The sequence below is a fragment of the Sulfitobacter sp. D7 genome, from assembly GCF_003611275.1.
Classification (GTDB): domain Bacteria; phylum Pseudomonadota; class Alphaproteobacteria; order Rhodobacterales; family Rhodobacteraceae; genus Sulfitobacter; species Sulfitobacter profundi.
Genome location: NZ_CP020694.1, coordinates 192,001 through 212,752, shown reverse-complemented (window position 1 = coordinate 212,752; position 20,752 = coordinate 192,001). Strand labels below are relative to the sequence as shown.

16 protein-coding genes are annotated in these 20,752 nt (G+C 60.7%); 4 read left to right on the top strand and 12 right to left on the bottom strand.

All coding sequences use genetic code 11. The features are described 5' to 3' along the window. Positions 1-49: 49 nt before the first annotated feature. Complete coding sequence (locus tag B5M07_RS00960) at positions 50-610, top strand: type 1 glutamine amidotransferase domain-containing protein (protein WP_120349861.1); 561 nt, start codon at positions 50-52, stop codon at positions 608-610. A gap of 51 nt (positions 611-661) precedes the next feature. Here the strand turns inward: B5M07_RS00960 and B5M07_RS00955 are convergent, their stop codons facing one another. From B5M07_RS00955 to B5M07_RS00905, 11 genes are all read right to left on the bottom strand, one after another. Continuing rightward, a complete protein-coding gene (locus B5M07_RS00955; RefSeq protein ID WP_120349860.1) occupies positions 662-1,765 on the bottom strand; it encodes a CaiB/BaiF CoA transferase family protein in 1,104 nt (367 codons plus the stop codon). Beyond that, on the bottom strand, positions 1,762-2,733 hold the full coding sequence (locus B5M07_RS00950; protein ID WP_120349859.1) for a C45 family autoproteolytic acyltransferase/hydolase: 972 nt from the start codon (positions 2,731-2,733) through the stop codon (positions 1,762-1,764). Before B5M07_RS00950 ends, B5M07_RS00955 begins: the two co-directional genes overlap by 4 nt. Positions 2,734-2,750: 17 nt before the next feature. Continuing rightward, positions 2,751-4,208 (bottom strand): biotin carboxylase, encoded by a 1,458-nt coding sequence (locus tag B5M07_RS00945; RefSeq protein ID WP_120349858.1) that lies wholly within the window; start codon positions 4,206-4,208, stop codon positions 2,751-2,753. 17 nt (positions 4,209-4,225) lie between these two features. Continuing rightward, entirely contained in the window at positions 4,226-6,961 is a 2,736-nt protein-coding gene (locus tag B5M07_RS00940) for an aminotransferase class I/II-fold pyridoxal phosphate-dependent enzyme (protein ID WP_120349857.1), read from the bottom strand. Between the two features lie 65 nt (positions 6,962-7,026). Further along, on the bottom strand, positions 7,027-8,109 hold the full coding sequence (locus B5M07_RS00935; protein WP_067629486.1) for a carbon-nitrogen hydrolase family protein: 1,083 nt from the start codon (positions 8,107-8,109) through the stop codon (positions 7,027-7,029). 67 nt (positions 8,110-8,176) lie between these two features. Continuing rightward, positions 8,177-8,608 carry a universal stress protein gene (locus B5M07_RS00930; RefSeq protein WP_067940946.1) on the bottom strand — a complete coding sequence of 144 codons (432 nt, stop codon included), beginning with the start codon at positions 8,606-8,608 and terminating at the stop codon, positions 8,177-8,179. A gap of 12 nt (positions 8,609-8,620) precedes the next feature. Further along, on the bottom strand, positions 8,621-11,374 hold the full coding sequence (locus tag B5M07_RS00925; RefSeq protein ID WP_067629489.1) for a TRAP transporter permease: 2,754 nt from the start codon (positions 11,372-11,374) through the stop codon (positions 8,621-8,623). A gap of 103 nt (positions 11,375-11,477) precedes the next feature. Beyond that, positions 11,478-12,437, bottom strand: coding sequence for a TAXI family TRAP transporter solute-binding subunit (locus B5M07_RS00920; RefSeq protein ID WP_067940950.1), 960 nt, complete (start codon positions 12,435-12,437; stop codon positions 11,478-11,480). A 232-nt stretch (positions 12,438-12,669) separates the two neighbouring features. Next, positions 12,670-14,271, bottom strand: coding sequence for an ABC transporter ATP-binding protein (locus B5M07_RS00915; RefSeq protein WP_120349856.1), 1,602 nt, complete (start codon positions 14,269-14,271; stop codon positions 12,670-12,672). After that, entirely contained in the window at positions 14,268-15,083 is an 816-nt protein-coding gene (locus tag B5M07_RS00910; protein ID WP_120349855.1) for an ABC transporter permease, read from the bottom strand. Before B5M07_RS00910 ends, B5M07_RS00915 begins: the two co-directional genes overlap by 4 nt. After that, the gene (locus tag B5M07_RS00905; RefSeq protein WP_120349854.1) at positions 15,080-16,027 is read right to left on the bottom strand and encodes an ABC transporter permease; all 948 of its coding nucleotides are present in this window, start codon (positions 16,025-16,027) and stop codon (positions 15,080-15,082) included. Before B5M07_RS00905 ends, B5M07_RS00910 begins: the two co-directional genes overlap by 4 nt. 251 nt (positions 16,028-16,278) lie before the next feature. On the opposite strand from B5M07_RS00905, the gene B5M07_RS00900 reads away from it, so the two are divergent. Further along, entirely contained in the window at positions 16,279-16,716 is a 438-nt protein-coding gene (locus tag B5M07_RS00900) for an HdeA/HdeB family chaperone (protein ID WP_120349853.1), read from the top strand. 76 nt (positions 16,717-16,792) lie between these two features. Here the strand turns inward: B5M07_RS00900 and B5M07_RS00895 are convergent, their stop codons facing one another. Continuing rightward, complete coding sequence (locus B5M07_RS00895) at positions 16,793-18,277, bottom strand: ABC transporter substrate-binding protein (RefSeq protein ID WP_120349852.1); 1,485 nt, start codon at positions 18,275-18,277, stop codon at positions 16,793-16,795. A gap of 159 nt (positions 18,278-18,436) precedes the next feature. Between B5M07_RS00895 and B5M07_RS00890 the strand changes: the two genes are divergently transcribed. Next, complete coding sequence (locus B5M07_RS00890) at positions 18,437-19,699, top strand: Hsp70 family protein (RefSeq protein WP_120349851.1); 1,263 nt, start codon at positions 18,437-18,439, stop codon at positions 19,697-19,699. Between the two features lie 198 nt (positions 19,700-19,897). Beyond that, positions 19,898-20,743: a formate/nitrite transporter family protein gene (locus B5M07_RS00885; protein WP_120349850.1), complete on the top strand. Its 846-nt coding sequence runs from the start codon at positions 19,898-19,900 to the stop codon at positions 20,741-20,743. The last annotated feature ends 9 nt before the right edge of the window (positions 20,744-20,752 follow it).

Sequence of the window (20,752 nt, the reverse complement as noted above, 5' to 3'; positions counted from 1 at the left end):
GGGGACCATGCACATCGTTGGTCCAGCAGAAATCACAAAGGAGAAAGCAATGACCGATATCACCAATGCAAAGATCCTGATCCTCGCCACCAACGGTTTTGAGCAGTCCGAACTGGAAAAACCCCTGAACGATCTCCGCGACCGCGGCGCCACTGTCCATGTGGCCACCCCCGACGGGAATGAGATCAAGGGCTGGGACGAAGACGACTGGGGCAACACCGTGCCCGCAGACCTCGCCCTTCGGGACGTAAATGTTGATGACTACCAAGGCATCGTGCTGCCCGGCGGCCAGATCAACCCTGACCTGCTGCGCGCCAACGATGACGCTGTGGCCCTGATCCGCAAGTTCCACGACAGCGGCAAGACCGTCGCCGCGATTTGCCATGCCCCATGGCTGCTGATCGAAGCGGGCATCATCAAGGGCCGCAAGGCAACCTGCTTTAGCTCCATCGCGACCGACGTGAAGAACGCTGGCGCGCAGTATGAAGACAGCGAAGTGGTGGCCGACCAAGGCCTCGTGACCAGCCGCTCGCCCGAGGATCTCGACGCATTCGTCGCCAAGATCGTCGAGGAGATCGAAGAAGGCAAACACGACCGCAAAGCGGCCTAAGCCTGAGCTTTCGTTCCAAGATTGACCCCCGGCCCTCGCGCCGGGGGTTTTTCATGCGCGGTCCAAACGTAGGCCAAGCTCCGCCAGCACCGCATCGGTGTCCGCCCCGATGGCACGCGGGGGGCTGGGCAACTGGGGCGCAGTTGCGCCAAAACGCGGCGCATGGCCCGATTGCAGCACATCGTCCACCCGCACCACATTGCCGCGTGCCGCCATCTGCGGGTGGTCCGGCGCTTCGGAAAAGCTGAGCACGGGGGCCACGCAGGCATCCGAACCGTCGAAATGCGCGGCCCAGTCATCACGGGCGCGGGTTGCGAATATCGCGGCGAATTCGGCGGTCCGCGCCTCCCAAGTCGCCCGGTCGTTCTGGCTGGCGGCTAGGTCCGCAGGCAGACCCAGCTTCTCCAACAGGATCGCGTAGAACTGCGGCTCCAACGCGCCCACAGAGATGAATTTTCCATCGGCGCAAGTGTAGCAGCGGTAGAAGGGCGCGGCCCCGTCAAGCCAATTGGTAGCGCGTTCCTCGGTCCATGTGCCTTGGGCCAACATGCCGTGGATCAACCCCATCATCGCAGGCACCCCGTCGACCATCGCAGCATCGACAACTTGACCTTTGCCGGTCACCCCCCGCTCGATCACTGCCGAGAGGATGCCAAACAGCAAGAACATCGTGCCGCCGCCGTAATCCGCCACCATGTTCAAAGGCGGCACCGGGGGCGCACCCGCGCTGCCCATGGCGTGCAAGGCCCCTGTTAGAGCCAGATAATTGATGTCATGCCCCGCCGTCTGCGCCCATGGGCCGGTCTGACCCCAGCCGGTCATGCGGCCATAGATCAGCTTGTCAGAGCAATCTGTTGGGCCGAGGCCCAAACGCTCCATCACGCCGGGGCGAAACCCTTCGATCAGCACATCGGCAGAGGCAATCAGCGCCCGCGCTGCCGCGATCCCTTCGGGGGTTTTCAAGTTCACCACCACCGACCGCTTGCCACGGCGGTTGATATCGGACGGGTCCGCCGGGGCGGCTTTGCGGTCGACCGTGATGACATCCGCGCCCAGATCGGACAGCAGTTGCCCCGCCAATGGGGCGGGGCCGAGGCCGGAGAACTCCACCACCCGCAGCGACGACAGCGGCCCTTTGCGCGCCGCCCTACTCATGCCGCCCCCGGTACCAAGACCTGCCGCGCGCCTTCGGTGAAATCCGACAGCGACAGCGCCCAAGTCGTGCCGGGCCAGCGCAATTCCATCTCGCGTTTTCGTGGACGGTAAACAGCGGTGTAAAGCGTGCCGAACCCGGCGTTGAATGCCGTGGAATAAAGCGGAGGTTTCAGAAACGCCCCGATGAATTTCTCTTCCGGGTCGCGGTGCAGACGCAGACGTTGCAAAAGATAGCGCTCCCGCTCGACCGTGGCGGTAAAACGGGCGTGGCTGATCCATTCCACATTTTCCTGGTGATTGGTCGCCACCGCGGCGCGGGTGATGATAGCCGGGCGGTCAGGGGCCATCATCGCGGTCAGGTAGCTCCGCTTCCGATCGAGCACGGTGACGTTATAGCTCATATGCGTCGGCACCCGTGCCAGCACCTCTCCCGCCTCTTGCGCGGTTTCGCAGGTCTGCAGCACATAGCGTAGGATCAGCGGCACGCCGAACCCTTCGCCTACCACGCGCCGCCCGCCAAAGGTCAGCGAGATCGACAGCCCCGCATCATTCACTCCATCGACCAGCCCCCAAAGCCCATCCGATGTGCCCATGACCTGCCGCCCCTGCCAGCCCGAGCGCAGCACCATCGCGTCGAATGCATTGGGATTATAGTCATAGTTGCGCACCATGACCGGCTCTTTCCCGGCCCAGATCGCCTGTGAACAGGCCGAGAGATAGGGCGGCGGGCAATAGAAGCTCAGAAACCGCGCCGCGTGATCGCCGCCGCCCGCGAGGGTGCAAAGCTCATCATAAAGCGGCAGCATCTCGGGCATATGTTTGCCCAAGGCGCGGCGGCATTGGGCATAGGTCGGGCGCGCGGCCTCTCCTTCCTTCAGCCACCATGCGTGGTAGTCAGGCCAATAGGCTGCGAAGAGACCGGCCCACTTGGGGCCGGGCTGATCTTCGGACATTGCGCGCCAGTACATCGCGGCCTTTCATCTTGCTACAGGATCTTGAACGCCGGATCAGAAAGCTCCGGACCAGCAGACGCGGTGGGCAGGGGTTTGCCGTCCACACTGCGTTTGATCCCATGGATCCACTTTTTCGCGCGCTCATTCAACTGGAAAGACTTGGTCATCGACCGCCCCCGCGTCACAAGGATGCCGATATCCGCGCCTTCGTAGCGGTAATCACCCGGTTGCAGGATGCGCAGGAAGAAGGCTTCGTTCTCGCTCTCCACCGCGCGGCGGTGATAGTCGAAGCGGTCAAAGACCACGCTGCCGTCTTCCTTCATCTTGTAGATGCCGGTCTCGGGCGCTTCGGTGCAGATGTCGACACTGTCATCGGTGTGTTTGATGACCATCTGGCTCCAACCGTCGATGTTGTCCGGATCGGCCCAGCGGGCGTTCAACTCATCCACGTCGAGGTTGAACTTCTTGCGGCTGAACTCCAACAGGTGGAACAGGAAGAGCGGCGCATCGGCATGGGCGAAGGCGGCGTGGTTGGTCATCGAAGACGCGCCTGTGATGCGCGGGTTCAACTCACCCAACCACAGATCGCCGGTCTTTTTGTCGATCAGGAAATCGAGCTCGAAATAGCCGCGATAACCCTCCTTGCGCAGCTGCTCCCCGAACTTGAAGGTCAGATCGCGGGCCTTCTCCCGCACCTTCGGCGGGAAGGCGGTGGCGAGGATTTCATTCCCGCACCAGCCGCCGCGATAGGGGGTCAGTTCTTTGAAACCCACAAGTTCGGTCATCAGCGGGCCGACGATGGTGCCCTCCTTGGTCGCACAGGCCTCGATCGCCGCGCCACGGCAATCGATCCGCTTCATGATCTTGATCTCGCCCTCGCCGATGATCTCGCTCTCGTGGCGGCGGAAGTCGGCTTCGGACTTGATGAAGAAGGTCGTGTGCCCGCTGTCGCCATAGGCCGACTGCAACACCAGATCATGACCGATCCCGGCCTCCTCGCAGGTCTTTTTCAGGTCGTCGTAAGATTTCACCTCGGCCAGAACGTTCGGCACCGAGGGCACGCCCGCCTTGTTGCCGATGCGCACGGTTTCGATCTTGTTGTCCATCGACTGGCGCAGCTTGGCTTTCGGGAACCAGACCTCGGCGCCCAACTCCTTGCTGAGACGCTCGGTCTCTTCGTCGAACATCAAAAAGACGAACTTGGGCTTGCCGCCGCGGCGCTTGATAAAGTCGATGACCTCTTTGTGCTGCAGCAAGTAGTTGTTGATGTCCTCGATGCTCTGGAACTCTGCATGGGGCTGTTCCGAGGGGCAAAAGACGTTGGGGTGCTTACCGCCGTAGCAGTCGATATAGCAGATGTATTTGAAATTCTTCACCCATTCATCAAGGCCCAACAGATTGAAGTTGGTGGCCGAGATGAAATAGACCGGGTCCTCGTTTCGGTGAAAGAACCGGCGGATTTCGGAGATATTCTTGAGAATTTTTACCATGTCGTGGGTCCTTTTGGTCAAACGGGTGAAGAAGAAAGGTCTTTGCGGCGCACGCGTTTCAGCGCCTCCGCGGTAAAGACGCGCAGGCCCAGATCGGGCCGGTATCCGTGGATCTCGCTCACGTCCAAGGCACGCATAAAGTCGAGAATTTCCTGACTGACGACCTGTCCGGGGACAAGGATCGGAAAGCCGGGCGGATAGGGGATGATGAAACTGGCCGAGACAACGGTATCGCCCGCGTCCATCACCTCTTGGAGTGAGCCGTTCAGGTCGAGGTAGTCACAGTTTTTCTCATCATAGGCGAGGAAGAAGGGCGTGCGAATGTCCCCCTCTGGCGTATCCGCGGCGCGGAAGGCTTCGTGGAAGCAACTGAAATCCGGCAGCGGGGGGTAGTTTTCCATCAGGTTGGTGACACGCCGATCGAACGATAGCCGTTCCATCCGGCTGGCATCGTCCAAAAGATCGTCGAGCGATTTGGCGATCTCGACCAGCACTTCGATCAGATAGGCGACCGAAGAGCGCGTGGTGCCGATGTTGGTCATGAACAACACGGTATTGCGCGAGGTCTTGTTGATCTGGATGCCGTATTTATCCATTAGGATCTGCGTCTTGAAGGTATCGCCATCCCAGCCGGTGCCGCCCACGGCGAGGGTCACGCGAGTGGCGTCGAGGACAAACTCGTCCTGTTCCCAGCAATCCCACATGTCGGTCCAGCCCTGTTCGGTGTCGTAATAGCTGGTCACCCCGCTTTCGCGGTGGGTTTCGGGGATCATGTCGCCCGCGGTCAGCACTTTGAAATACTTGCGCAACAACGGGTGTTCACTGATTGCGCGGCGCATCGACATCGCCGCTTCGACCTGCCGCTGCACGAACTCAAAGCCCTCAAGTTCGACCTGCCGCCGCCCCACATCCAGCGAGGCGATGATCTGGTAGTTTGGCGAGGTTGACGTGTGCGTCATATAGGCTTCGTGGAAGCTTTGTTCGACCTCGCCTTTGAAGTCCTGATCGTTGACATGGATCATCGACCCCTGCCGCAGGGAGGTCAGGGTTTTATGGGTCGATTGCGTGGCATAGGCCCGCACCCGCGCCTGCGGCGGCGGGATCAGCCGGGTGTTGAGCAGGGTCTCATCATCCGCGTCTTTCAGCGTCTTTTGCTGCGCTTCATAGGCGTCGGCATGGGCGTCAGACTTGAATTTCTCGCGCAGGGTGTTGGCCGCGTTCATCGCCGTGCGCTGGCGATATGTGGGACTAAACCGGGCGAAAGCGAACCACGCCTCATCCCAGAGGAAGATCAGATCGGGCTTGATCGCCAGACATTCCTCCATCACCCGCTCGACGTTATAGACCAGCCCGTCGAAAGTGCAGTTGGTCAGCAGAAGCATCCGCACCCGATCAAGCTTGCCCGCCGCTTTCAGCTCCAGCAGCCGGTGCTTGATTTCGCGCAGGGGCACCGCGCCATACATCGAGTATTCATTCAGCGGATAGCTGTCGAGATAGCTGACCTGCGCGCCGGCCAGCACCATGCCGTAGTGATGCGACTTGTGGCAGTCGCGGTCGACCAGCACGATGTCACCGGGCCGCACCAGCGCCTGCACGACGATCTTGTTGCAGGTTGAGGTGCCGTTGGTGGCGAAAAACGTCTGCTTAGAGCCGAAAGCCCGGCTGGCGAGTTCCTGTGCCTCTTTGATCGGGCCATGCGGTTCCAACAGACTGTCGAGACCGCCGGACGTGGCGGAAGTTTCCGCTAAGAAGATATTAGGCCCGTAAAACGCCCCCATGTCCTGAATCCAATGGCTGCGGGTGATCGACTTGCCGCGGCTGATGGGCATGGCGTGGAAAACGCCTGTGGGCTGCTTGGAATATTCCACCAGCGCGGTGAAGAAGGGCGACTTGTTGCGCGCCTGCACCCCGCGCAGGATATTGAGGTGCAACTCCATGAAGTCTTCTTGGTTGTAGAAAACCCGCCGACAAATCCCCAGATCCAGCCCGGCGATATCCTCGACCGAACGTTCGGTGACCAGATAGGCGTCCAACTCGGGCCGGACCTTGGCGATCATCCGGCAAAGTTCGGGGCCATAGCTTTCAGGTTCAAGCGCGTCGATCTCATCCTGCCCCCCCGCGCGGGCGAGGTAGCGGGTCAGGATCTGCTGATCGACCTTTGATTTCAATGTCAGGCCGGGGCGGACGACGATGGCTTGGATGTTGTGGTTGAACATCACCGCAATCAGCGCGTCTTCGAGGCTCGGCACCACGACGGCTTCGTAGATAAACGGGTCTTCGCTGCGGCGCATGCGGGTGACATTGCTGCGCAGCCAGCGCTCTTGCTGTTCGTTCACATTGTCAACGATAAGCACTTCGAAATAGGGCTTGGCCAGAGCGCGCGCCTCGGGTGGGAGCATCGCCTCGTCGTCATGTTCGTCTTGATCCAGACTGTCGCGTTCCAGCGGGATCGTGCGCCGCCGGTAAGCGCCGGTGGTCAGCGCACGGGTCACCCGGTTCACGGCAAAGGCCAGATCCTCGAAATTGCCATGGGCAAATTGACGGCGCATGTGGTCAAAGGCGGACATGCCCGGAAAGGCCCAATAGGGCTCGATCAGGGCCAGCGAGTCGAACAGCGCCTCGATTTCCTTGCGGCCCTGCGCCGCGCCTTTGCCCTTAGGGTCACGCGACATGGCGGCGGCGGCGGCGCGCAGGGCGCTCCACCGATCCGACCGCAGTTGAATGGCCGAGGAATAGTCGTTCATAGAATGCATCAGTCGTCCTCTGCTGGAGGGCCGACCGATGCCTAGGTACCGCAGTGTGCGAACCTAACCTCGGCCTAGCCGCTGGTATTGTCGTTCTGCCCGGGTGTTTCGGGCGTTGTTTGTGGGTCTGGCATGGCCGCAGCAGGTGCCGCGGGCGCCGGTGTCTGTGCCACTTCCGGCGCGGTGCCGGCGGTGGCGCTGGCAAGCGGTTCCGGCGGGAAACCGTTCTTGCCCTTATAGGCGGGGATCTCGGCAGGCACCTGCTGGGCGGGCACATCGACATGCAGCCCCGCGCGGCTGCCCTGCTGCGGAACTTCGAGCGGGCCGAGGGTGTGCAGGAAAGCATCCGCGCCGCTGTCGCGGTCATAGACCGGGAAATCGGTCGGGCGATCACGGAAGGATTTGAGCAACTGGCCCAAGCCCTTCATCCCCGTCTCACGCTGGCGGCGCACCATGTTGAGATCGATCTCAATCGGGAACATGTCTTCTTGGCCTGCCGACTGGTGCAGCACCATCGAGGTCGGATCAACGACACAGGACTTGCCCACACCGCCAGCGCCAAGGCCGTTCACGTCAAAGATATAGCACTGGAACTGCGCCGCCGTGGCCCGCGCGATGGCAAGCTCTGCGTCGCGGTCCGTGGTGCCAGTCAAAACCGGGTGCAACAGCACTTCGACACCCTGAGAGGTCAGCTGGCGCGTCGTCTCGGGGAACCACATGTCATAGCAGATCGACAGGCCAAAGCGGCCCACATCCGGCACATCGAAGATGCAGAATTCATTGCCCGCCGCGATCCCGGCCTCATAGGGCCGGAATGGGAACATCTTGGCATAGCGGCGCACCACTTCGCCTTCGGGGTTGATGACGACGGAAGTGTTATAGACCCGGCCATCTTCGGGATGCTTTAGGAACATCGAACCGGGGATCAGCCAGACGCGGTGCCGCCGCGCGGCGGCCTGAAACTGTTCAATCGTCTCGTTCTCGGGCGGCAGGGCAAACCGGTCGAGCGGGCCGAAAGGCGCCAGTTCAGAGAACAGCACCATCTGCGTCCAAGGGAAGCGTGCCATCAGAATGTCGAGCCGCTGGATCATGCCATCGACATTGGGCTGCAAGGCATTGACGTACATCTGCACGCCGGCAATCGCGAAAGGGGTCATGCGTGAATACTCCGAACAACGCGGCGCAATGGACCATTTCCCTGCTTATCTCCGCGACGCACGTGTCTTACGCCCTCACGACCAAAACGGAAACAGGCGAACGACGCACAATGCGGTCGGCATTGGAGCCAACGAGGAATTCACGCAGGCTGTCGGGGTGTTCTGATCCCATGACCACCAGATCGGCGTTTGATTTCTTTATCGTTTTCAGCGCCTCGCGGTGGATTTTGCCGAACTTGAGGTGCTGCTTCACCTTTACGTCATCAGGCACTTCCCGCTCGACAAGCTTTTCAAGCGCCTTGGCCGCGCGGCCCGTGGCCTGTTTTTCGTAATCTGCGGGAAAGAACCCTTCGACCAGCGGCGTGCCCATGTCAGGCACGACCGACAGGATATGCAGGGTGCCCTTGGACAGGCGGATCATATCCACCGCCTGCGGCAGCGCTTTCTCCCATGATTTTGGGTCACTCAGGTCAACAGTCAGCAAGATATTGTCAAACATGGTGCGCCCTCCTCAGGCTGTCGCGGGCTTGCGGGTGTCACGCGCGGCACGGCCCCGTTGCAGGAAGACGACCAGTGCCAGCAGCAACAGCGCGGGGATGAACATCCAATATTTGCTGGGTTGCGGCATCGGTTTCAGCACGCGCAGCACCTCTTGGTCCCAATCAAGGCCCGCGCCCTGCGCAGGGCTATCGTAGAGGACATCGTCGATGATCATCTTGTCGCCATCCTCGCGGAACATGAGACCTGCGGCTTCCAGCTTCTCGGCCCCCGTCTCGCCCGCGCCAATCGGCAGCAGCGCGACGAATTCCAGCGGATCGCCCAGATCGTTCACTCCCGCAACGCGCAGGCGCAGCCGCTCACCGGCGGGCGTTTCCTCAGCCGCCTGCACGATCTCGGTCGGCGCTTCTTCGCTATAGGGCGGATAGACCATGTCCATCCAGAACCCCGGGCGGAACAGGGTAAAGGCAATCAGCAGCAACGCGATGGTTTCATAGAAACGGTTACGCGCCAAAAACCAGCCTTGGGTCGCGGCGGCAAAAAGCAACATCGCCACAGTTGCCACGACAAAGATGAACAGCCCCTGCCCCCATGTGACCCCGATCAACAGCAGTTCCGTGTTGAAGATAAACAGGAACGGCAGCGCCGCAGTGCGCAGGGAGTAGAAGAAGGCCACGAGACCCGTGCGGATCGGATCACCGCCCGAAACGGCGGCGGCGGCAAAGCTTGCCAGACCCACCGGCGGGGTCACGTCGGCCATGATGCCGAAATAGAAGACAAAGAGGTGCACAGCGATCAGTGGCACGATCAGCCCGTTCTGCTGACCCAATGTCACGATCACTGGCGCCAACAGCGCCGAAACCACGATGTAGTTCGCAGTGGTGGGCAAGCCCATGCCAAGGATCAGCGACAGGACCGCGGTCAGGAAGAGGATCGCAAGGATATTGCCGCCCGAGAGCACCTCAACCACATCCGCCAGCGCCGAGCCGACGCCGGTCTGGCTCACCGCGCCGACGATGATACCAGCCGTTGCCGTGGCGATGCCGATACCGATCATGTTGCGTGCGCCGGTGACCAACCCGTCGATCAGGTCAAGCACACCCGCCTTCACGTCGTTCACAAACTGGCTTTCGCCGCGGAACATCGCCATCAACGGGCGCTGTGTCAGCAGGATAAAGATCATGTAAGCCGCCGCCCAAAAGGCCGAAAGGCCGGGCGACAGACGGTCGACCATCAGCGCCCAGACCAGCACGACCACGGGCAGGATGAAATGCAGCCCCGACCGCGCGGTCGGTCCGGGCATCGGCAGCGATGTCACCTCAGCATTGGGATCGTCCAGCTTCAGCGGCTCTTCTTTGCTGGCGACATAGAGCAGACCAACATAGACCGCCGTGAGGAAGACAAAGATGATGTAGCCCGCCGTCTCAGGGAAGGCCGGGCGGATCCAGCCCATTAGGTAGTAAACCGCGAAAGACAGGGCGCAGATGGCGATGATCGCAAAGGCGATGCCGATCAACTGCTGCACCAGCGGCTTGGGCGTATAGGCGCGGGGCAGACCCTGCATCCCGGCTTTCATCGCTTCAAGGTGCACGATGTAGACCAGCGCGATGTAAGAGATAACCGCAGGCAAGAAGGCGTGTTTGACCACGTCGAAATAGGGGATGCCGACATACTCGACCATCAGGAACGCCGCAGCGCCCATCACAGGCGGCATGATCTGACCGTTGACCGAAGAGGCCACCTCGACCGCGCCGGCTTTCTCGGAGTTGAAGCCCACTTTCTTCATCAGCGGAATGGTGAATGTGCCGGTGGTCACAACGTTCGCGATGGAGGAACCGGAAATCAGGCCGGTCATGGCGGATGCCACAACAGCCGCTTTCGCTGGTCCGCCGCGCATGTGCCCCATGAGGCTAAACGCGACCTGAATGAAATAGTTGCCCGCGCCCGCACGGTCCAAAAGTGAGCCAAACAGCACGAAGAGGAACACAAAGGAGGTAGAGACCCCAAGCGCAATGCCAAAGACGCCCTCGGTCGTGATCCACTGGTGGTTCACGATCTCCGACAGGCTGTTGCCCTTATGGGCGATGATGCTGGGCATAGAAGGGCCAAGCACGGTGTAGAAAAGAAAAATGCTCGCCACGATCATCAACGCAGGCCCAAGGGCGCGGCGGGTGGCTTCGAGCAGAATTAACAATCCGGTAACACCTGCAATATAGTCTGGCAGGATTGGTGCACCGACGCGGTTGGCGATCTCGCGGTAGAAGATAAAGAGGTATAGCGCACAAAAGGTGCCGACGATGGCCAAGGCCCATTCCCAGATTGGAACGCGGTTCTTGGGCGAGCCGAGCAGCACTGTCGCAATCACGAAAAGTGCGGGGATCGGGATCCACCAAATCGCGGTCGAATCTTTGGTGCTGACCATAAAGAGCGCGGCAAGAACGGCCGGAACGATGACACCAAGTGCCACCTGAAAACTCGTGCGCGTGGCCGGGAACACCATGATGCCAAGGAATACGGCAAAGCCCAAGTGAATGGAGCGGGCCAGCGTATCATTGAACAGACCAATGGGTGACGCGATGTAGAGTTGAAACAGCGACCAAGCCAGTGCCACCAACAGCAGCAAAGTGCCCATCAGCCCGCTGACAGCACGGCCGCCCGTATCAGAAGAAGCGACAAGTTCGTCCAGTTCCGCCTGGCTCAGTCCGCCTCGGTCACCGGTTGCGGCGGTTTCGACAGCCGCCGCCTTTTGCTGGTCCTTCTCAGACATATCGTCCCCCTGTCGGCTCCACCTTGGGGTGGATGCGCATATTGTTTTTTTCGGGTCTCTGACGGCAGCGTACCGCCGCCAGAGCTATCATGTCACGCGAAGATTACTCGATCCAACCTTGCTCTTTGTAATACTTCTCTGCACCGGGGTGCAGCGGCGCAGACAGACCGCCCGAGATCATCTCTTCTTGGGTCAGGTTCTCGAACGCCGGGTGCAGACGCTTGAAACGGTCGAAGTTGTCAAAGACAGCTTTCACGACCTGATAGACCACATCGTCATCCACATCAGCGGATGTCACAAAGGTCGCTTTCACGCCGAAGGTTTTGATGTCGCTGTCGGTGCCCTTGTACATGCCGCCCGGCACGGTGGCCTCGGCATAATAGGGGTTGTCGTCGATCAGACCTTGGATCGCATCACCATCCACGGGGATCAGCTTGGCGTCGATGGTCGACACGGCTTCTTGGATGGAGCCATTCGGGTGGCCAACGGTGTAGATGATCGCATCCACTTTGTTGTCGCCCAGAGCGGCGGCCTGCTCAGCGGGCTTCAGCTCGGAGGCCAGTGCGAAATCGTCCAGCGTCCAGCCCTTGGCGTCCATTACGACTTCCATGGTGGCGCGCTGACCGGAACCGGGGTTGCCGATGTTGACGCGCTTGCCTTTGAGGTCGTCAAAGGACTCGATGCCGCTGTCGGCACGGGCGATGACGTTGAACGGCTCACCGTGCACGGAGAAGACCGCGCGCAGGTTGTCGAACTTGTCGCCTTCGAACTGCGAGGAGCCGTTGTAGGCGTGGAACTGCCAGTCGGACTGGGCAACGCCCATATCCATGTCGCCCGCTTTGATCGCGTTGATGTTGGCGATGGACCCGCCGGTCGACGGCGCGGTGCATTTCAGGTTGTGATCCGCTGTGCCTCGGTTCACCAGACGGCAGATCGACTGACCGACGACGAAGTAAACGCCTGTCTGGCCACCGGTGCCGATGGTGATGAACTTTTCCTGCGCCATGGCCGCAGTGCCGGCCACCATGGCACCGGTCATCGCGAGCATTTTGAACATTTTCATAAGATGTCTCCCATTGTTATATTTGGCGGACCACCCTTTAGGCGGACACCATTGCATGCACAAGTAGAGCGCCGCAGCCTTTAGGCAATTGACTGGGCAGGGAAATTTCTAACGCGCCGTTCAGGCCCAAGCAGACATGCCCTTGTGGCGGGAATCCCCGAATTCAGGTTAGGTCGGATTTCCATCGCGATCAATGCAACTCCCTTTCATGGCGTAACCCGACCCCAAAAGCCTACCCTACAGGCTGGGGCAAATCCGGCAGAACCGGCGCGGCGGCGATGAGTGATTTGGTATATTCATGCTGCGGCGCGTCAAAGACCTGCGCTGTCTCTCCGGCCTCTACGATCTTGCCGGACTGCATCACCAGCACCCGGTCCGTCACCGTGCGCACCACCGACAGGTCGTGCGAAATAAAGAGATAGGTCAGGTCATAATGGCTGCAAAGCTCGGCCAGCAGATCAAGGATCTGCGCGCGGACTGAGACATCCAGCGCGCTGACCGCCTCGTCGAAAAGGATCAGCTCTGGCCGGATGATCAGCGCGCGGGCAATGGCAATCCGCTGGCGCTGCCCGCCAGAGAATTCGTGAATGTATTTGCGCGCATCTGCGGGGCGCAGCCCCACGGCGGTCAGCGCTTCGTCAATCGCGCGTGTCCGCTCCGCCCCCTGCGGCGCGCTGTCGAGCAGGTGAAAAGGCTCGGCCACCAACCGATCAACCCGGTGGCGCGGATTGAAGCTGCCGAAAGGGTCTTGGAACACCACCTGCATCTTGCGGCGCACCGCAAGGTTCGGCTTTGTCCCGGTAAAGACGGGCTGACCATCGACGGTGATGCTGCCCTCTTGCACCTGTTCCAGACCCAAAATCGCCCGCGTCAGGGTCGATTTGCCGCAACCGGATTCCCCCACCAAGCCCAAACGCTCCCCCCGGTTCAGGGTAAAGCTGAGGTTGTCCACCGCGCGGAACCTGCCGGGCGCACCAAACAGCGTTTTGCGCGGCAGATGATAGTCACGGCAGACGCCCTTGACCTCCAACAGCGGCTGGGGCGCGGGCGGCTTGGGCAGGTTCACCTCATGGCGGGAGGCGTCGAAAAGCATCTTGGTATAGGGGTGGCGCATGTCATGCAGCAGGGTTTGGGTTTCCCCCTGCTCGACGATCTGACCCTTGCGCATGACGATGATGCGGTCGGCCATATCGGCCACGACGGCAAGGTCATGGGTGATCATCAACAGCCCCATACCGTCTTCGCGCGCCAGACGGGTCAGCAGGGTAAGGATTTGTGCCTGCGTGGTGACATCCAACGCCGTGGTCGGCTCATCGGCGATCAGCAGACGGGGGCGCAGGGCGATGGCGATGGCGATCACCACGCGCTGACGTTGCCCGCCGCTCAGCTCATGCGGATAGCGCGACAGGGGGAAACGATCTTGCGGCAGGCCGACGCGGGTCAAAGTATCGGCGGCGCGGGTCTCAGCCTCGGCGCGCGACACGCGCGGTTCATGCACGCGGATGGTTTCGGCCACTTGGCGGCCAATGGTCTGCACCGGATTCAGCGCGGTCATCGGCTCTTGAAACACCATGCCGATGTCATTGCCCCGCACGCCGCACAGGGCCGCTTCGCTCATCTGGCTCAGATCATCATCGCCCAGCATGATATGGCCGGTGGTCGTGCCCCCCTTGGGCAGCAGTTGCATGGCGGCCAGCGCGGTCATCGACTTGCCCGAGCCGCTTTCCCCGGTCACGGCCACGATCTCTCCCGGTGCGACAGAAAAGGTCACCCCGTCGAGGATGCGCAGCCCGTGGATCGACAGCGAGAGATTGGAGACAGTCAAAAGCGTCATGTGCGTGCCAGCCTCAGGCGCGGATCCAGCATGTCTCGCAGCCCATCGCCCATCAGATTGAGCCCCAACACCGTTAGGATGATCGCAAAGCCGGGCATCAAGGCCATATGCGGCGCGATGCTGACCATGGTTTGAGCATCGGCCAGCATCCGCCCCCAAGACGGCACCGGAGGCTGTGCGCCAAGGCCAACATAGCTCAGCCCCGCTTCGGCAAGGATACCCAGAGAGAATTGGATGGTCCCCTGCACGATCAGCAGATTGGCGACATTGGGCAGGATATGCTCCGCCGAGATACGCGCGGCGGATTTACCGGCGACCCGCGCGGCAAGGATGAACTCCCGCTGCCAAAGCGACAGCGCCGCGCCACGGGTGATGCGGGCGAAAACCGGGATGTTGAAGATGCCGATGGCGATGATTGCGTTGATCGCCCCGGCACCAAAGACCGCTGTGATCAAGATGGCGATGACGATGGCCGGAAAGGCAAAGACCAGATCATTGCCGCGCATGATGACCTCATCGACAAGGCTCCCGCGCCGCGCAGCCGCCCAAAGGCCCAGCGGTACGCCTGCACCCATGCCGATGCCCACCGCCACCAACGCCACAGCGATAGAGGTGCGCGCGCCGACCATGATCATGCTCAGAATATCGCGCCCGAAATGATCGGTGCCCATGGGATGCGCCATTGAGGGGCTGTGCAGTTTGTTGGCGATGTCGAGCCCGGCATAGTCATAGGGCGTCCAGACAAAGGAAATCAGCGCAGCCAATAGAAAGACCGAAGTCAGCGCAGCACCAAGGATCAAATTGCGGTTCATGTGCGGGCCCTCAGCCGGGGATCGACGGCGGCATAGGCCAGATCGACAAGGAAATTCACCAAGATCACCGAAAAGACCAAGAGCATCACCACCGACTCGACCACGATCAAATCCCGCGCCGAGATCGACTGAAACACCAGCCGCCCAAGGCCCGGCAGGTAAAACACCTGCTCAATGATGATCGACCCGGCCAACAGGAAAGAGAACTGCAGGCCGATGATCGTGAGCACCGGGATCAGCGCATTGCGCAGCCCGTGCCGCCAAAGCGCCTGTCGCGCGGTCAGCCCCTTGGCCCGCGCGGTCCGCATGAAATCTTCGCCCAGAACATCCAGAAGGGCCGAGCGCATGACCCGCGCGAGGATCGCCGCCTGCGGCAAGGCCAGCGCGATGGCAGGCAGGGTCAGCGCATGCAGCCCGGCGAAAAGCCCCTTGTCCCAGCCGACGAAACCGCCTGCCGAAAACCAGCGCAGGTTGATCGAAAAGATCAGCACGAGGATCATGGCGAACCAAAAGTTCGGCACCGCCACGCCCAATTGCGTTGCCCCCATGACGCCAACGTCGCCCGCCCGCCCCCGGCGGGAGGCGGCGTAGATGCCCGCCGGAAAGGCCACGATGACAGAGAGGAAAAGCGCATAAAGCGCCAAGGGCACAGAGACCCAAAGCCGGTCACCGATCATCTCGGTCACCGGGGTGCGATAGGTGTAGGACGTGCCGAAATCGCCGCGCAGCATGCCACCGACCCACTCAAGGTAACGCTCCGGTCGGGACTGATCGAGCCCCAGTTCACTGCGCAGCGCGGCCAGTGTTTCTGGCTGTGCATTCAGGCCCAGCATAAAGGAGGCCGGATCGCCGGGGGCGACCTCGATCACCATAAAGATCACCAGCGACGCGACCGCGAGACTGATGAGCAGGGAGAGAAATCTTTTCAACGCATAGCGCAACATAGCGCGGAGGTTAGGCGGCACGCTCGGGAGGGTCCAGAGCCCGCGTGCAGTTTCCCAGAGGAGAAAGAGAGAAATGCTGAATTTTTAAGGCCCAGGCAGCGCGGGGCCGGGGTGCACATCGAAAGAATTTAGCATTGTGAGCATGTTATGCACTGAAACTGCCGTTTTCCCGTTCCTAATCGCTATGCGCTGGAACCATATCCGTTATGCGGTGTTGTCTTCGGGAGAACAGACAAAACTGGAGAATAAAAATGAAAACGACTTTGAAAACACTTGCGATCGCCGGCCTTCTGGGCACCGTTTCCGCACCCGCCTTCGCCGCTGCTCACATGGACATGGCCACCATGACCTGCGCCCAGTACCAAGAATTGAGCGATGAAGACAAAATGAAAGTCGCTTCCATGGCAATTGCCGAGCTGGAAGATGGCGACCACGGTGGCTCCATGATCACCGAAACCAAAAACGACGGTTCCGAGCCGAGCGACATCTCTGCTGCTGAAGCGACAGACGCTGAAGAAACCGAAGATTCCCTGATCGACGATACAAAAGCCGTCGAAGATTCCGAAGAAGCTGACGAGATGGCCGACACGGAAATGGAGCAGGAAATGGAAGACTTCATGGTCGTCTGTAACCAGAACCCCGACGCGCTGGTAAGCGAAGCCGCAGCAAACCTGCGTGGCAAAGACTAATAGGTCTTCGCATCTAATTAAGAAGGGCGCGCCTCACGGCGCGCCCTTCTTTAATGCTTAAACGCGATCCTATGGATCACTCCGCCCAGCTTACACCGGTCAGGTCGGTGGCCTGCGTGGGCGCGTTTACCCAAAGCCCCTCGACACCCGCCTTGGCAATCGTCGGGAAAGCGAGCTGGAACAGATAGCCGTTCACATAGTCTTCGGCGATCATGCGCTGCGCCTTGGCCAGCATCTCGGTCCGCGCTGCGGGTTCTGCCGTCTTGTTGAACTCGGTTATCAGCGACTGGAACTCAGCATTGTCATATTGGAAGTAATAGTCCGGGTTGGCATAGATGTTGATGTCCATCGGCTCTGTATGGCTGACGATCGACAGACCGAAATCCTTGCCTTTGAACACCGTTTCCAACCACTGTGCCCATTCGACATTGGTGATCTGCGCCTTAATGCCAACTTCGGCCAGCTGGGCTGCGATGATCTCTCCGCCGCGGCGGGCGTAGGATGGGGGCGGCAGGTGCAACGTCGTCTCGAACCCATCGGGGAAACCAGCCTCGGCCAGCAGCGCCTTGGATTTTTCAGGGTCGTAGCTGCTCATCTCAGTCAGATCGACGTAGTCCGGGTTATGCGGCGCGAAATGGGTGCCGATGGGCGTGCCATAACCAAACATTGCCCCATCGATGATTGCCTGACGGTCGATGGCATGGGCCACGGCCTCGCGGACTTTAGCGTTATCGAAAGGTTCGCGCTTGTTATTGATCGATAGGATCGTTTCCCCCTCGGTCGAGCCGATCAGCACTTGGAAACGCGGGTCCGCTTCGAACTGGGGGATATTTTCCGGCGCGGGGAAGCCGGTGAAAACATCGACATCCTCGGCCATGACCGAAGCGAAAGCCGCTGTCGGGTCCGAGATGAACTTGAAGGTCGCGCTGGCCAGCGCGGGGGCCTCGCCCCAGTAGTCGTCATTCCGGGTCAGAGTGATCTTGTCGCCCTGATTCCAGTTCTCAAACTTGAACGCACCAGTGCCAATCGGGGTCTGCTTGATCGTCTCGACCGTTTCTGGTGCCACGATCACCGCGTCGCCCCAGGCGAGGTTGAACAGCATGTTGCCATTCGGTTCGCTCAGTTTGACTTCAACGGTCTGCGGATCAATGACGTTCACTTCGGAAATCGCGGCATAGAGCGCCTTTTGGGCATTGGCGCTGTCTTCGGCGTTGATCCGGTCGAGGGTGAATTTCACGTCCTCGGCGTCCATCGCGCTGCCATCGTGAAAGGTGACCCCCTCGCGCAGCTTGAACGTATAGGTCAGCCCGTCTTCGGAAATCTCCCAGGACTCAGCCAAGCCCGGCACGACAGAGCCATCGCCCATGAAACGGGTCAGCCCTTCGAAGACATTTGTATAAAGCACCGAGTCTATCGCCCCGGCCGCGGCAGAGGTCGGATCAAGGTGCGGCGGCTCAAGCTGCATGGCGACGGTGATGTCGTCCTTGGCGAAGGCGCTGGTGGCGGCGACAACCAATGCAGCACTGGCCACACCGGTCATCAAACGGTTCAAACGGTTCATGAAGTTCTCCCATATTGGCGTATTTTTTTGCGAGGCTAGCCAAAAGCCGCGCGACGCGCCAGCCTTCGTTGCCAAGCCCGCGCGAGAAGGGTATCGCGGGTGCTTTGCACGGGCGCGCTGCGCATCGGACCGCCCGTGAGAAGGCATTAGGAGAACGTCATGGCCAGGCTGGGGATTGATTTTGGAACGTCCAACACCGCGGCGGGCATCGCCGTCAACGGCACCCCGCAACTGATCGCACTAGAGGCCGAGGCGCAGACCCTGCCGACGGCGGTATTTTTTGATTTCGAAGCGCGTGAAATGCGGATCGGCGCCGCCGCCTCTGACGCGCTGCTGGCCGGGGCCGAGGGCCGTTATATGCGCGGGCTGAAAAGCCTGCTTGGCACCCGGCTGATGCGCGAGCGGCGGGTGCTTTTAGGTGAACGGCTGGACTTTATCGACATCGTGGCGCGGTTTCTGGCGCGGGTGAAAACGCAAGCCGAAGCCGCCACGGGGATGCAGTTCGACACAGCACTCTCTGGCCGTCCGGTGCGCTTTCATTCAGCCGATGACGCGCGCGATGCGCAAGCGCTGACAGACCTGCGCGAGGCCTATGGTCGGGCCGGTTTCGACCATGTGGATTTCATGAACGAACCCGAAGCCGCCGCGCTTGCCAACCGCGCCGCGCTGCGACCGGGGGATCTGGGGCTGGTGATCGATATCGGCGGCGGCACCTCTGATTTCACGCTTTTCCGCCAGCGCGGGAATGATGAGATCGACATTTTGGAAAGCCACGGCATCCGCCTTGGCGGGACCGATTTTGACCGGTCCTTGTCCATCGGGCGGGTGATGCCGCAGCTTGGGATGGGCAGCGAAATTCGCCATGCTTTCGGAGGCGACACCCACATCGCGCCCAATGCGATCTTCAACGATCTGGCCACTTGGGCGAAAATTCCGTTTCTCTACGGCGCTGACACCCGCAAGGCGGCGGCGGAATTGCATAAGTTTGCCGAACACCCCAAGCGTCTGGCACGATTGGTAAAAGTGCTTGATGAAGAGCTTGGTCATGATCTTGCTTTTGCCGTCGAAGCGGGCAAAATCCGCGCCAATGGCGCAGGGGCCCAGGGGGATGCAGAGCCGGTGATCGACGTGTCGATGCTCAAACCCCGCGCGACTTTGCCCCTGCCCCGTGACTGGATGCGCAAGCGGCTTTCGAAACTGGCCGCACAGATGGGGGATGCAGCGGAGACGACAGCGCGGAACGCAGGCATCGCGCCCGGCGCCGTGGACCGGCTGATCTTTGTCGGCGGGTCGAGCCTGATGGAGGTGGTCGAGGCCGAAATGCGCACACGCTTTCCGCACGCGGAAGGGCATCGGGGGGCGGCGCTGACGGCTATTGTCGAGGGGTTGGCGTTGAGTGCCGGTGGGGGAGAACGCGGCTGATCCGTCTGATTGAGGGTGCGGGATCGGTATTTAAGAAAGGATGAAGTTGAAGGGGGGGGACGCTCCCCCCGGTGGGGGCGAGATTGGCGGGGCGTTGTTGTTTGGGGCGCGCGGATTAAGCAGCCTGGGGCTTTTTACTGTGCAGGGGGCTTCGGCGGGCTATGTTCATCATGTCCATGAATTTCAGGAAGAACGCGAATGGCCCCACTGATCCAGAAAAAGCCCCCTACCTCTGCCGTGCATGAAGAGGCGGAAGAACGCTCTGTCAGTGAGGCGGCGGCGCTGTCGCCCAAGCTGATCTATGAGGTGATCCGGCGCGAGGGGCGCGATGAGTTGAACCGCACCAACCGGTCGTTGATCTGGTCGGGGATATCCGCGGGGATGCTGATCAGTCTTTCGGTCTTGGGGGAGGCGATTTTTCGAACCTATTTGCCGGATGCGGGCTGGCGTTTTCTGTTGGAGAACCTCGGCTATTCATTGGGGTTCATCGCGGTCATCATGGGCCGGATGCAGTTGTTTACCGAAAACACCATCACCACGGTCTTGCCCCTGATGCAGGAACGTAGCCTGAATATTCTGTGCAGGCTCATGCGGCTTTGGGCCGTTGTGCTGGGGGCCAATGTGATCGGGGCCTTCGCGGCGGCCGCGCTGTTTATCTATACGCCCGCCATCCCGGCGGAGGTTTTGCCCGCCATCATCAGCCTTTCGGAACACGCGACGGGCATGCCGGCGGCGGAGGGGTTTTGGCGGGCCATTCCGGCGGGGGTCATCGTGGCATTGATCGTCTGGATGCTGCCCGAAGCGGATGAGGCGGCGTTTTTCCTGATCCTGACCTTTACCTGGCTTATTGCTGCGGGGGATTTCACCCATATCGTCGCCGGGTCAGTCGAGATGGCAGCGCTCATTCTGCATGGCGGGCTGGGGCTTGGTCAGGCGATCTTTGGCTTCTTCCTGCCGGTGCTTGTCGGCAACATCATCGGCGGCACGTTGATCTTCACCCTTGTTGCTTGGGGGCAGGTCCGCGACGATGTGGAGGACAGCTAACGCGAAGCG